Genomic DNA, 15,330 nt, shown 5'->3' with positions numbered 1-15,330 from the left:
ATAACTAATCCTATATTTATTACATAACTAACTGTTTATTAGATGGTGCAAACTTGGTTAAGTTAATACCGTCTACTGCAGTTGTATATTCGTCTAATGTTGGAGTTCTGCCTAAAATTGTAGATAAAACTACAACTGGAGTAGAAGAAAGTAATGATTCTCCTTTTTTACCATCAGCGTCTTCTACAACTCTGCCTTGGAAAAGACGAGTTGAAGTTGCCATTACAGTATCTCCTTTTGCTGCTTTTTCCTGGTTACCCATACAAAGGTTACATCCTGGACGCTCTAAATACAACATGTTTTCGTATTCAGTACGTGCTGCACCTTTTGGAGCGTTATCATCGAATTCGAAACCAGAGTATTTTTGCAATACTTCCCAGTCACCTTCAGCTTTAAGTTCATCTACGATATTATATGTAGGAGGCGCTACTACAAGCGGTGCCAAGAATTCTACTTTACCTTTTTGCTCTTCGATGTTTTTAAGCATTTGAGCTAAAATTTTCATATCTCCTTTGTGAACCATACAAGAACCGATAAATCCAAGATCTACTTTTTTCACTCCTCCATAGAAAGAAAGAGGTCTGATAGTATCGTGAGTATATCGTTTAGAAACATCAATATTGTTTACGTCTGGATCAGCAATCATTGGCTCAGAAATCTGGTCAAGATCAACAACCACTTCAGCGTAATATTTAGCGTTTGAATCTGGAGTTAATGCTGGTTTTTCAGCTGATTTAATCTCTGCAATTCTCTTATCTGCTTTGTTGATCAACCCTTGAAGAACGTGTTTATCGTTATCCATTCCTTTGTCGATCATGATCTGGATTCTGCCTTTTGCAATTTCCAATGATTCAATTAAAGTATCATCTTCAGAAATACAAATAGACGCTTTTGCTTTCATCTCTGCAGTCCAGTCTGTAAATGTAAATGCCTGGTCAGCAGTAAGAGTCCCGATATGAACCTCAATAATTCTGCCTTGGAATACATTTTCCCCACCAAACTGATGAAGCATCTGAGCTTGTGTAGCATGAACCACATCACGGAAATCCATATATCCTTTCATATCTCCTTTGAAAGTTACTTTTACTGATTCCGGAATTGGCATTGAAGCCTCACCAGTAGCTAATGCAAGAGCAACCGTTCCTGAGTCAGCACCAAAAGCAACACCTTTTGACATTCTTGTATGAGAGTCACCACCAATAATGATAGCCCACTCATCGATAGTAATATCATTAAGAACTTTATGGATTACGTCTGTCATAGCGTGATAAACACCTTTCGGGTCACGAGCAGTGATCAAACCAAAATCGTTCATGAATTTCATTAATTTTGGAATGTTTGCCTGAGCTTTTTTATCCCAAACCGAAGCAGTATGACAACCTGATTGGTAAGCACCGTCAACAATTGGTGAAATTACCGTAGCCGCCATAGATTCTAATTCCTGAGCAGTCATAAGACCTGTAGTATCTTGCGAACCTACGATATTAACCTCTACACGAACATCTGAACCTGCGTGCAATACTTTACCAGGAGCAATTCCTACTGCATTCTTGTTGAAGATTTTTTCTACAGCAGTAAGACCTTGTCCTTCGTGTGAAATTTCTTTTGAAGCAGCAAATACAAGAGGAGCTTCAATACCTAAAACTTTTGCCGCAAGTGTTTGAAGTTTTTTACCAAATACAATAGCATAAGAACCACCAGCTTTAATAAATTCTAATTTCTGAGGAGTAAACGCCTTAGAAATATCTATTAGCTCCTGGTCGCCATTGTAAAGTTTTTTCTCTTTAATATTGATTGTAAGCACTGTACCTGTTTCAACAGAATACGTTTGCTCTAATATTGGTTCATCGTTTTCATTACGAACAACGTTACCATCTGAATCTGTTTTTTTAACCCAGTTTTTAAGATCTAGTCCAATACCGCCTGTAACGTCTACAGTTGTTAAGAAAATTGGAGAGATTCCATTAGTTCCTGCAACGATTGGAGCGATATTAACGAATGGAATATATGGGCTTGCTTGTTTACCTGTCCAAAGTGCTACATTATTTACACCAGACATTCTTGAAGAACCTACTCCCATAGTTCCTTTCTCAGCAATTAACATCACACTTTTATCAGGATGCTGCGCTTGTAAAGCTCTAATTTCCTGCTGTGCCTGTGGAGTAATCATACATTGACCGTGAAGTTCACGATCTGAACGTGAGTGAGCCTGGTTACCCGGAGAAAGTAAATCTGTTGAAATATCTCCTTCACCAGCAATAAAAGTAACTACTTTAACTTCGTCAGCTACATCTGGAAGTTTTGTAAAAAACTCAGCCTGTGCGTAACTTTCCAAAATTTCTTTGGCAATCGGATTATCATTTTTAAATGCTTCTATCAAACGGTCAGTGTCAGCCTCGTAAAGGAAAACTTGTGTTTTAAGAACTTTTGCCGCTTCTTTTGCAATAGCAGTATCATTTCCCAGAGCTAAATCAAGCAGTACTTCAATAGAAGGCCCGCCTTTCATGTGTGATAATAACTCAAAAGCAAAAGCAGGGGTGATTTCTTTTACTACAGATTGACCAAGAATAATCTCTTTTAAAAACTTAGCTTTTTCACCAGCAGCGCTTGTGGTCCCTGGTAAAGTATTGTAAATAAAAAACTTAAGAGAATCCTCTCTGTATTCATTATCTAAATCTTTAATTTGTGCAATAATTTCGCTTAATAATTCAGCTGTATCAATTGGCTTAGGGTGAAGTCCTTGATTTTTTCTTTCTTCAATTTCTTGAATATAATCCTTATAAATGTTCATAATTAAGGCAGATTTATTTTTTTGATGCAAATTTAAACATTAAAGCCGATAATTAAAAAAAATATAATAGAAGTCGCCTTTTCAAAAATTATTATTGTTAAAAAACGATTTTCACTGCTTGTTTTTGTCAATATATCAATTTTATATTAAAATAATGAATTATTGATATTTTAAAATCTTTTCTTTAACAAAGTCGAAATTTAGTGTTACAAACTATGTGAGATTTTACCTCTGTTTTAGCTAAGAAACTTTCTAAATAAGAATTTATAACGTTATAGTTGCGATTTATTGATCCTGTTTAGAAAATTTCACAGCACCTCAAGGTTAATAATTATTTCAGCTTTTTTACAGCATAAAAAAAAGCCTGATGATAAATCATCAGGCTTTTGTAAAATATATTTTTTGAATTTACATCAGCTTTTTAATAATAACTTCCTCAGTTATTCCTTCAGCATCTGCTTTATAATTTTTAATAATTCTGTGACGTAGAATTCCGGTTGCAACAGCTTTTACATCTTCAATATCGGGTGAAAACTTACCATTAAAAGCAGCATGAGCTTTTGCAGCCAATATTAAATTTTGCGAAGCTCTTGGTCCTGCTCCCCAATCCAGATAATTTTTTACAAAATCTTTTGTCAAAGCATTGTCCGGACGAGTTTTACTTACTAAAGTTACAGCATATTCGATAACATTATCAGCCACAGGAATTCTGCGGATTAAATGCTGGAAATCTATAATTTCCTGAGCAGTAAACAAAGGTCTAATTTCGACTTTATTATCAGACGTTGTTTGTTTTACAACTTTTACTTCTTCTTCAAAAGTTGGATATTCTAATTTAATTGCAAACATAAAACGGTCTAATTGAGCCTCCGGCAAAGGATAAGTCCCTTCCTGCTCAATTGGGTTTTGTGTAGCCAAAACAAAATACGGCAAATCTAACTTATAATTCTGCCCTGCAATTGTAACTGAACGCTCCTGCATTGCTTCCAGCAAAGCTGCCTGTGTTTTAGGAGGCGTTCTGTTAATCTCGTCGGCCAAAACGATATTAGAGAAAATTGGTCCTTTTATAAATTTAAAGTGTCTGCTTTCATCTAAAATTTCACTTCCTAAAATATCCGAAGGCATTAAATCCGGTGTAAACTGAATTCTTTTAAAATCTAATCCTAAAGCCTGAGACAAAGTATTTATCATTAATGTTTTTGCCAAGCCGGGAACACCAATTAAAAGTGCATGACCTCCAGAAAATATACAAAGTAAAATTTGGTCAATTACGGCGTCCTGCCCTACAATGATTTTTGCTATTTCGTTTTTTAATTCGTTACGTTTCTGAACTAAGTTGTGAATTGCTGTTACGTCAGACATTTATGAATGTATTTAAAATTAAAAAGAGTTAGTTTAATGAATTCATAAAACTAACTCTTTTTCTTTATTTAATAAAAATTATTTTTTCAACCAATTGTTAGCAAATGTACAATCTCTGTATTCTCCAATAATTTTAATGTAAGTGTCCTTAATTTTAGTATCAAACCATTTTGCAATTGCATTGATCTGCTTTTCTTTTAATGCCAATTCTTTAATTTTTGTATAATCTTTGGCATAATCTGCTGTATGTTCATCAATTCTGTTAGTAACAGTAATTAATTTATACGTTTTCTTTCCTTTATCATCTACATTTAAAAGTGGTTGCGAAATTTCGTCATCTTTTAAATTTGAAACCTGACTGTATAAAGTTGGATCCATTTTAGTTAACTCAAAACGAGTATCCTGTGTATTTGGATTTACTAAAGTTCCTCCGTTTGCTCTTGTTTCTTTTTCATCAGATTCTGTTCTGGCTGCTTCTGCAAAAGAAATCTCTTTGTTTATAATTTTAGCTCTGATGTTTGTGATTCTTTCTTTTGCTTCTTTTAAAGCACTTTCAGAAACAGTTGGAGCAATTAATATATGACGTAATTCGACTTCTTGTCCTTTTATTTTATCAACCATAATGATATGGAATCCAAAAGTAGTTTCAAATGGCGCTGAAATTTCACCTTCCTGCAAACTAAAAGCAACATCTTTAAATTCTTTTACGAAAGGTGTTTTACGCGTCATTTTGTAATAACCTCCATTAGGCGAAGATCCAGGATCTTGTGAATACAAAACAGCTTTTGTTGCAAAACTAGAACCTTCTAAAACGTCTTTTCGAATAGCATTTAATCGATCTATTACTTTTTGCTTGTCTTCTTTAGAAACTGCTGGGTCAACCACGATCTGCGCTACTTCCATCTCAGCTCCAAAAGTTGGCAATTCTTCTTTCGGGATTTTTTTAAAGAAATTACGAACTTCCTCAGGAGTAATTTCTACATCCTTAACAATTTTATCTCTCATTTCTGAGGCTAATTTTTGCTCTTTTAAGATATCAGCAAAATAGGTTTTAAATTCCTCAACAGAACTTTTTTTGTAATATTCAACTACTTTATTAATGTCTCCAACCTGTTGAATCATATAGTTCAAACGCTCATCCATCATGCTTCTAACTTCAGCATCACTCACAATAATACTATCCTGAATTGCCTGATGTGCATAAAGTTTATCTTCTAACAGTTTTCCAAGCATTTGGCATCTTGTAATATCTTTTATATTACCTCCTTGGCTTGCGATTTCCAAATATCCTTTATCAATATCAGAATCTAAAACAATATAATCTCCAACTGTAGCGATAATACCGTCTATTTTTTGTTTTCCATGCGGAACTTCAACCGGTTTCTCAGCTACAACATCCTTAATAATTTCCTGAGCTGAAATTATGGAGTTGAAAAAAAGTAAAAAACACATTGTTAAGACTAACTTATAATCAATCGTTTTTAGCTGTAATTTTTTTAATAACATTATTTTAAATTTAATTTGGATGTAAAGATCTGTATGTAAAATTTAATAAGCTATTATTTGTTTTCAAAAGTTATTCTGAAAAACTAAATAATTCACTTTTATTTCTTTTATATAAAACGAACAAAAATAACAATTCAATTACATAATACAACTATCAGCCATAGTATTAACAAAAAATTATGTGGAACTTAATCAAATTGAATACCTGAGGTTTTCATTCTTCCCACTTTTTGTTCGTCAAAAATATATTTAACAAAACTCACTTAAGTATAAAGAGTTAATTTATAACCAAATAAAAAAAAGTTGTAAACACTACAACGTTTTCGTTGTAAAACTATTTTCCTACAAAAACCAATCGAATTAAAAAACTTCTACTTTAGATGCAGAATTATTAATTTATATCTGTAAAAAATAAGGATTTATTCTTTTTACACTATTAAAACTAATAATTACAAACTTTACAATTTAACCTTAACCACATCTATTATGAAAAAACCTATTGCAAGATTATGTTTCATTACTGCAATTACAGGATTGCTGTTTTCCTGTTCACAAAATGAAATAAATGATGCTGACTTAAAAACAGAAAGTCAGCAGTTTAAAATTATCGACGTTACCCATCACGACGGAAAACCTTTCAGCACTGGCAAATCTTCTTCTGTAACCGGAAAATATGTTGATAATCCCGGTGGAGGTGTTATGATGCAGGCTTTTTACTGGGATGTTCCTGCGGGCGGAAACTGGTGGAATACCGTAAGCAGTAAAGTAACAGCGTGGTCAAATGCCGGAATTGGTTCTATTTGGCTTCCTCCTGCATCGAAAGCACAAAACGGAGCTTTTTCTATGGGATATGATCCTACGGATTATTTTGATTTTGGAGACTACAATCAAAACGGTTCCGTTGAAACCAGATTTGGTTCAAAAACTGAATTAGTAAATTTAATTACGAATGCACATGCCGAAAACATGAAAGTTTATGCTGATATTGTAATCAACCATAATAGCGGTGGACAGTCAGAAGCCAATCCTTTTACGGGAACTAACACCTGGACAAATTTCAGCGGTGTTGCTTCGGGAAAATTTACTCGTAATTATAATGACTTTTATAAAAACAGCTACGGAAATAACGATGAAGGTGCTTTTGGCGGTTTTCCGGATTTATGCCATGCAAATCCACACGTACAGGATTGGCTTTGGCTGAGAGCTGATGGAGTTGGTAAATATTACAAAAACACTATGAAATTTGACGGCTGGCGATTTGATTATGTAAAAGGATTTGGTGCATGGGTTGTAAATGCATGGAATGCTAATGTAGGTGGTTTTTCGGTTGGGGAATTATGGGATTCAAATGTAAACGTATTAAATGACTGGGCTAATAATGCCAATAGTTCTGTTTTTGATTTTGCTTGTTATTACAAAATGAATGATGCTTTTGACGGAAACAATCTTGCATTATTGAACGATGACATGATGTGGAAACGTAATCCGTATAAAGCCGTGACTTTTGTAACCAATCACGATACAGATGAAATTTGGAGCAAAATGTTAGCTTACTCCTATATATTAACTCACGAAGGTTATCCAACCATTTTCTATAGAGATTACGAAGAATGGCTGGATAAAAACAAGCTAAACAACTTAATCTGGATTCATAACAATAAAGCAACCGGTACGACTTCTATCTTATATTCTGATAATGATGAATATGTAGCGAGAAGAAACGGATACAACGGAAATCCGGGACTGGTGGTATACATCAATAACTCTGATACCTGGCAGGAAAGATGGATTCAAACCAATTGGGCCAATACTCAAATCAAAGATTTTACAGGAAACTCAACCTGGTATCCCACAACTCAGGCAGACAAATGGGTTAAAATACAATGTCCTCCACGAGGATATTCAATTTGGTCAATTAATCAGTAATTTTAAAATGACTATTTAAGGCTGTTGCAAAACAGCCTTATTTTTTTTCCAAAAAAGAATCTTTAGGAGAAAGACTTCCCAAATTAAGAAGTGAATATTTTTATTAAGCGGTAATTAATAGTATTTTTGCAACCTATTTATACAAAATATGAGCTTTTTAAAAGAAATACAACGCAGAAGAACATTTGGAATTATCTCGCATCCCGATGCCGGTAAAACAACATTAACAGAAAAGTTATTGTTATTTGGAGGGGCGATTCAAGAAGCAGGAGCTGTAAAAAACAATAAAATTAAAAAGGGAGCAACGAGTGATTTCATGGAAATCGAGCGCCAGAGAGGTATTTCGGTTTCGACTTCTGTACTTGCTTTTAATTATAAAGACAAAAAAATCAATATCCTTGATACTCCAGGTCACAAGGATTTTGCCGAAGATACTTTTAGAACTTTAACCGCTGTTGATAGTGTAATTGTTGTTATTGACGTTGCAAAAGGGGTTGAGGAACAAACTGAAAAATTGGTTTCAGTTTGTAGAATGCGTAACATTCCTATGATTGTTTTCATCAATAAATTAGATCGTGAAGGTAAAGATGCTTTTGATTTGATGGATGAAGTAGAACAAAAATTGGGATTGAAAGTTACACCTTTAAGTTTCCCAATTGGTATGGGGTACGATTTTCAGGGAATTTACAATTTATGGGAAGAAAACATCAATCTTTTTAGCGGAGACAGCCGTAAAAACATTGAAGAAACAATTGCTTTTTCTGATGTTCAAAATAATCCTGAACTAGATAAAATTGTTGGCCAAAAAGCTGCTGAAAAACTTCGAGAAGAATTAGAGTTAATTGATGAAGTATATCCTAAATTTGAACGTCAGGATTATCTTGATGGAAAAATCCAGCCTGTATTTTTTGGTTCAGCTTTAAATAATTTTGGAGTTCGCGAATTACTAGATTGTTTTGTAACAATTGCTCCTTCTCCAAGACCAAAAGATTCTGAAACTCGTTTGGTTGATCCTGCAGAAGAAAAAATGACTGGTTTTGTATTTAAAATCCATGCTAATATGGATCCAAAACACAGAGACCGTTTAGCATTTATTAAAATTGTTTCGGGAACTTTTGAAAGAAACAAACCTTATTATCACGTTCGTCAGAAGAAAAATTTAAAATTCTCGAGTCCGAATGCATTTTTTGCAGAGAAAAAAGAGATTGTAGATATTTCATATCCTGGTGATATTGTAGGTTTGCATGATACCGGAAACTTTAAAATTGGAGATACCTTAACAGAAGGTGAAGTAATGAGCTTTAAAGGAATTCCAAGTTTCTCTCCGGAACACTTTAGATATATCAACAACGCCGATCCGATGAAAGCTAAGCAATTAGAAAAAGGAGTCGATCAGTTAATGGATGAAGGTGTGGCCCAGTTATTTACTTTAGAGATGAACAATCGTAAAGTTATTGGAACTGTTGGAGCACTTCAGTATGAGGTTATTCAGTATCGTTTAGAGCACGAATACGGAGCAAAATGTACTTACGAAAACTTCCCTGTACATAAAGCCTGCTGGGTAAAACCTGATGATGCTAAAAACGAAGAATTCAAAGAATTTAAGCGAATCAAACAAAAATTCCTGGCTCACGATAAATACGGACAATTGGTATTTTTAGCCGATTCTGATTTTACAATTCAAATGACACAAAGTAAATATCCAAGCGTTAAGTTATATTTTACTTCTGAGTTTGATTAATATTTTTTGTTTAAAGAAAAATTACAAAAGGCTGTCAATTTATTTAGACAGCCTTTTGTATTTACATTCTCCAATATGTAAATTTAATTATTGCCCGTTATAATTAATTCCTAATCCGCCGGCAATATAAATTTTAGTCAGTTCTTCTGATGCAATAATGATATTTTGCTTCCATACATTTCCTTTAACCGATTTTATGTTAAAAGGGATTTCTTTAGCAAGATAATAGTCATTTCCGCTTATTGTAACCATAAGTGTTTTACTGTCTTTTGGAACTGCTGTTGTTATAGAAAATTCTCCAGTTTTTGGATTTACTTTTACCGCATTTCCTGAATTATTAATAGCAATTGTTAAATTAGAATATGCTTCTCCTCCAAATGGTCTATTAGACTTCGATTCAATTAATCTACCTTTAATTGTGATCAAAATCTCCTTGTTTACCGTTTGGTTATGAGCTACTTTACCTAATCTATACATAATAGGTGCTGCATAGGATTCTTCAGTTTTAACGGATTCCTTTTCCTGCGCAGTAAGATTTGAAGCTAATAAAACAGATGCTGCAACCGCTGCATATTTAAGATTATGAATTCTAGAAGTTTCATTGTATTGAAATTCTTCTTCCAGTTGAGTTACTTTTAGTCGGGCACAAATATTTTTGTCTTTAGTTTCGGCAATGAATTTAGCAACCTCTGAATTTGTTTTTCTACTCAAATCAACTACATTCTTCATACAAGAATTGCAAAATGAACCATTTGCATTAGGAATCATTTTGTCAAAATTTTCAGAACAAGGGTTTGCTATTTCTAAAGTGAATTTCTTTTTCATACGATACTTATTTAAATTAAAACCTTTTGAACCGGCTCTTACTTATATAGAGTATATTTTTAATGAAAAGGTTGGGAAGAAAACGAAAATAATTTTCACATTCAACTTAATCACTTAATTTTCAAGTATAAAAAAAGCGCTAATGTAAATAATTAGCGCTTTTTTTTAATTTGAATTAATTAACCTTACTAAGTCATTATATTTCAAAAATTAATTTTTTCTAGGAACAGCCAATTTAAAACAATACGTCGGCGAAAAGAAATTTTTCCGATTAAAGTAAATTAAATCAGACAAACTGCATTTATATTTTGATTTTACCTCAAAAAAAAAGCCCCATTAAAAAATGGGGCTTTAAAATTTATGCTTGTCCTGCCGGACCAAAATTAAGTGGTATTGGAGCTTGTTCTGTCTCTTTGATTTCGCCGTGGGCTGCTTCAAATCGATGAATATTTTCGCCAATGGCTCTTAATAATCTCTTAGCATGTTGTGGTGTCAAGACAATTCTTGACTTTACCTTGGCTTTAGGAATACCTGGCATAATGCTCACAAAATCTAAAACAAACTCTGATGAGGAGTGATTAATAATCGCAAGGTTAGAATAAATTCCTTCTGCGATAGTTTCGTCTAACTCAATATTAATTTGCTCTTGTTGTTGTTTCGGATTACTCATAGTTTCCCTAATTAATAAATGTATTCTTCTTTATTAGCCATCATTTCATTGTAATCGTCTTTAGATCCTACGATAGTGTTATCGTACTCTCTCATACCAGTTCCCGCGGGAATTCTGTGTCCAACAATTACATTTTCTTTTAATCCTTCTAAATCATCTACTTTACCAGCTACTGCAGCTTCGTTAAGTACTTTTGTTGTTTCTTGGAAAGAAGCAGCAGAGATGAATGATTTAGTTTGTAACGAAGCTCTTGTAATACCTTGAAGAACTGGCGTTGCAGTTGCAGTAATTACGTCTCTTGCTACAACAAGATTTTTATCATTTCGTTTCAATAATGAGTTTTCATCACGTAATTCACGAGGAGAAATAATTTGACCTGGTTTCAATACAGCAGAATCTCCAGCATCTTCAACTACTTTCATACCATATAATTTATCGTTTTGAACGATGAAATCTTTAGTGTGAATTAATTGATCTTCTAGGAATAATGTATCTCCTGGATCCTGAACTCTTACTTTACGCATCATTTGACGAATAACTACCTCAAAGTGCTTGTCATTAATTTTTACCCCTTGTAAACGGTAAACCTCTTGAATTTCATTTACCAAATACTGTTGAACAGCAGCCGGTCCTTGAATTCTTAAGATATCATCTGGTGTAATTGCACCATCAGACAATGGAACTCCCGCTCTTACGAAGTCATTTTCTTGTACTAAGATCTGGCTTGAAAGTTTAACTAAATACTTTTTAATTTCACCAAATTTAGATTCGATAACGATCTCACGGTTACCTCTTTTGATTTTTCCAAAAGAAACAACACCATCAATTTCAGATACAACTGCTGGGTTTGAAGGGTTACGAGCCTCAAGCAACTCAGTAATTCTTGGTAAACCTCCCGTGATATCGCCTGCTTTAGAAGAACGACGAGGGATTTTCACTAATACTTTACCTGCTTTAATTTTCTCACCGTTTTCAACCATTAAGTGTGCACCTACTGGTAAGTTGTAAGAACGAATCAATTCACCTTCTTTACCATAAACTAATAAAGTTGGAATTAATTTTTTGTTTCTAGCCTCAGAAATTACTTTTTCCTGGAAACCAGTCTGCTCATCGATCTCAACCATGAATGATTGTCCTTGTTCTAAATCCTCGTAAGCAATTTTACCAGTAAATTCAGAAACAATTACACCATTATAAGGGTCCCATTTACAGATTACAGTTCCTTTAGCAACAGTTTCTCCGTCTTTAACAAAGATACTAGAACCGTAAGGAATATTATGTGTATTTAAGACGATTCCAGTTTTCTCGTCAACTAATTTTAATTCAGTTGAACGTGATACTACGATATCTACCGCATTACCTTCGCTGTCTTCACCTTTAACAGTTTTTAAATCTTCAATCTCAAGTCTACCGTTGAATCTTGTAATAATACTAGACTCTTCAGAAATACCTCCTGCAACCCCTCCAACGTGGAACGTACGAAGTGTTAACTGTGTACCTGGCTCACCAATAGACTGAGCTGCAATAACTCCAACAGCTTCACCTCTTTGTGTCATCTTACCAGTAGCTAAGTTTCTACCGTAACATTTAGCACAAATACCTTTTAAAGCTTCACAAGTTAATGGAGATCTAACCTCTACTTTTTCAATTGGAGAAGCTTCGATAGTTCTCATAATTGCTTCAGTAATTTGCTGGCCAGATTGAACCATTACTTCATTAGTAAGTGGGTTTATAACATCTTGCAATGCAACACGTCCTAAAATTCTTTCTCCTAATGATTCAACGATTTCCTCATTTTTCTTCAATGCAGCAACTTCAACACCTCTTAAAGTTCCACAATCTTCAATGTTAACAATAACATCTTGAGAAACGTCATGAAGCCTTCTTGTTAAGTAACCAGCATCGGCCGTTTTAAGAGCCGTATCCGCAAGACCTTTACGAGCACCGTGAGTAGAAATAAAGTACTCAAGGATCGAAAGACCTTCCTTAAAGTTAGAAAGAATCGGGTTTTCAATAATCTCACCACCACCAGCAGTAGATTTTTTAGGCTTAGCCATCAAACCACGCATACCAGTTAACTGACGAATCTGTTCTTTAGAACCCCTCGCCCCAGAGTCAAGCATCATATATACAGAGTTGAAACCTTGCTGGTCTTCTCTAATATTTTTCATTGCTAATTCTGTCAACTGAGCATTTGCAGAAGTCCATACGTCAATAACTTGGTTGTAACGTTCGTTATTGGTGATAAGACCCATGTTATAGTTGGTTGAGATACCTTCAACTTGCTCTCTGGCATCTGCAATCAATTTAGTTTTTTGTTCTGGAATTCTAATATCACCTAAAGAGAATGATAAACCTCCTCTAAATGCGAATTTATAACCCATATCTTTCATATTATCCAAGAAAGCTGCCGTTGTAGGTACATCAGTCACACTTAAAATGTGTCCGATAATATCTCTAAGGTTTTTCTTAGTCAATACGTCATTGATATATCCAGCTGCTTCCGGTACTACTTCGTTAAATAATACACGTCCTGCAGTTGTTTGTATAATTTTGTACACTAACTCTCCAGCGTCATTAAAATCTTTTGCTCTAATTTTTACACGAGCATTCAATTCTAATCTACCTTCGTTTAATGCGATGTTTACTTCTTCAGCAGAATAGAAAGTCAAATCCTGACCTAAAATCTTATGATCTTCTGTAGAAATACGTTCTTTGGTCATATAATAAAGACCCAAAACCATGTCCTGAGATGGTACCGTAATAGGTGCACCATTTGCAGGGTTCAAGATATTATGAGACGCAAGCATTAATAATTGAGCCTCTAAAATAGCTTCTGGTCCTAATGGTAAGTGAACCGCCATCTGGTCACCATCGAAATCGGCGTTGAAAGCCGTACATACTAATGGGTGCAATTGGATCGCTTTTCCTTCAATTAATTTTGGCTGGAAAGCCTGAATACCAAGTCTGTGTAACGTAGGAGCACGGTTAAGCAATACTGGGTGTCCTTTAATTACATTTTCTAGAATATCCCAAACTACCGGCTCTTTTTTGTCAATGATTTTCTTAGCAGATTTTACAGTTTTTACAATACCTCTTTCAATCAATTTACGGATAACGAAAGGTTTGTATAACTCAGATGCCATATCTTTTGGCAATCCGCATTCGAATAATTTTAACTCAGGACCAACAACAATTACCGAACGAGCAGAATAATCCACACGTTTTCCAAGTAAGTTTTGACGGAAACGTCCTTGCTTACCTTTTAAGGAATCAGATAAAGATTTTAATGGTCTGTTAGATTCTGTTTTAACAGCAGAAGCTTTACGAGTGTTATCAAATAATGAATCTACAGATTCCTGTAACATACGTTTCTCGTTTCTCAAGATAACCTCTGGAGCTTTAATCTCCATTAATCTTTTCAAACGGTTGTTACGGATGATTACACGACGGTATAAGTCATTTAAATCTGAAGTTGCAAAACGACCTCCATCAAGCGGCACAAGCGGACGTAATTCTGGCGGGATAACAGGAACCACTTTCATAATCATCCATTCAGGACGATTTTCGCGGTTTTCGTTAGACTCACGGAAAGACTCAACAACTTGTAATCTTTTTAAAGCTTCCGTTTTACGTTGTTTAGATGTTTCGTTGTTAGCACTGTGTCTTAATTCATAAGATAAAGCATCTAAATCAATACGAGCTAATAAATCCATAATACACTCTGCTCCCATTTTGGCAACAAATTTATTTGGATCTAAATCATCTAAATATTGGTTTTCCTGCGGAAGAGTATCTAAAATATTCAAATATTCTTCTTCAGTTAAGAAATCTAATCTTTGTAATGATTCTCCATCTGCATTTTTAGCAATACCAGCCTGGATTACTACATATCTTTCGTAGTAAATGATCATATCTAATTTCTTAGATGGAAGACCAAGTATATAACCAATTTTGTTTGGAAGAGAACGGAAATACCAGATATGAGCAATTGGCACAACAAGGTTGATGTGTCCTACTCTATCACGACGTACTTTTTTCTCAGTAACTTCAACACCACAACGGTCGCAGATGATACCTTTGTAACGAATTCTTTTATACTTACCACAAGCACATTCGAAATCTTTTACTGGTCCGAAGATTCTTTCGCAGAAAAGTCCGTCACGCTCTGGTTTGTGAGTTCTATAGTTAATAGTTTCCGGCTTTAAAACCTCTCCTCTTGATTCTTTCAAGATAGATTCTGGTGAAGCCAATCCAATAGAAATTTTGTTAAATCTTTTTACCGGATTCTTATCTTTATTATTGTTTCTGTTATTCATCATAGTTTTTACTATTGATTTATTTGCAATTAAAAAATTGATTTAGATTTATAATCTACTCTTAAAAAAATAAGAGTTAATCATTCAGCTACTACCTCGGATTACTTCTCTAAACCTCAAGATTTAAACTTGAAGTGCTAGTTATAAAATGCCTCGCATTGTTATAAAAAATCGGAACGGTTTACGGGTA

General features: G+C 34.2%; 8 protein-coding genes. 2 read left to right on the top strand and 6 right to left on the bottom strand.

What is annotated here, in order from left to right; translation table 11 throughout:
- Nucleotides 1-19 precede the first annotated feature (19 nt).
- The 3 genes from BKM63_RS10915 to BKM63_RS10905 form a co-directional block, all read right to left on the bottom strand.
- Nucleotides 20-2,791, bottom strand: coding sequence for a bifunctional aconitate hydratase 2/2-methylisocitrate dehydratase (locus BKM63_RS10915; protein ID WP_071636618.1), 2,772 nt, complete (start codon nucleotides 2,789-2,791; stop codon nucleotides 20-22).
- 408 nt (nucleotides 2,792-3,199) lie between these two features.
- Nucleotides 3,200-4,153 (bottom strand): AAA family ATPase, encoded by a 954-nt coding sequence (locus tag BKM63_RS10910; protein ID WP_071636617.1) that lies wholly within the window; start codon nucleotides 4,151-4,153, stop codon nucleotides 3,200-3,202.
- A 78-nt stretch (nucleotides 4,154-4,231) separates the two neighbouring features.
- Entirely contained in the window at nucleotides 4,232-5,659 is a 1,428-nt protein-coding gene (locus tag BKM63_RS10905) for a peptidylprolyl isomerase (RefSeq protein ID WP_071636616.1), read from the bottom strand.
- A 486-nt stretch (nucleotides 5,660-6,145) separates the two neighbouring features.
- Here BKM63_RS10905 and BKM63_RS10900 point away from each other — a divergent pair, with 486 nt between their 5' ends.
- Complete coding sequence (locus tag BKM63_RS10900; RefSeq protein ID WP_071636615.1) at nucleotides 6,146-7,585, top strand: alpha-amylase; 1,440 nt, start codon at nucleotides 6,146-6,148, stop codon at nucleotides 7,583-7,585.
- Between the two features lie 148 nt (nucleotides 7,586-7,733).
- Nucleotides 7,734-9,326 carry a peptide chain release factor 3 gene (locus BKM63_RS10895; RefSeq protein ID WP_071636614.1) on the top strand — a complete coding sequence of 531 codons (1,593 nt, stop codon included), beginning with the start codon at nucleotides 7,734-7,736 and terminating at the stop codon, nucleotides 9,324-9,326.
- Nucleotides 9,327-9,413: 87 nt separating this feature from the next.
- Here BKM63_RS10895 and BKM63_RS10890 read toward each other — a convergent pair whose 3' ends face one another.
- From BKM63_RS10890 to rpoC, 3 genes are all read right to left on the bottom strand, one after another.
- Nucleotides 9,414-10,151: a hypothetical protein gene (locus tag BKM63_RS10890; protein ID WP_071636613.1), complete on the bottom strand. Its 738-nt coding sequence runs from the start codon at nucleotides 10,149-10,151 to the stop codon at nucleotides 9,414-9,416.
- Nucleotides 10,152-10,509: 358 nt separating this feature from the next.
- Nucleotides 10,510-10,821, bottom strand: a complete 312-nt coding sequence (locus BKM63_RS10885; RefSeq protein ID WP_012024017.1) for a DUF3467 domain-containing protein — start codon at nucleotides 10,819-10,821, stop codon at nucleotides 10,510-10,512.
- A gap of 11 nt (nucleotides 10,822-10,832) precedes the next feature.
- Nucleotides 10,833-15,143: a DNA-directed RNA polymerase subunit beta' gene (gene rpoC / locus BKM63_RS10880; RefSeq protein ID WP_071636612.1), complete on the bottom strand. Its 4,311-nt coding sequence runs from the start codon at nucleotides 15,141-15,143 to the stop codon at nucleotides 10,833-10,835.
- Between the last annotated feature and the right edge of the window lie 187 nt (nucleotides 15,144-15,330).

This window comes from Flavobacterium johnsoniae, assembly GCF_001879205.1.
Lineage (GTDB): Bacteria > Bacteroidota > Bacteroidia > Flavobacteriales > Flavobacteriaceae > Flavobacterium > Flavobacterium johnsoniae_A.
The sequence above is the reverse complement of the archived record's forward strand: the minus strand, read 5'-3'. Positions and strand labels throughout refer to the sequence as shown.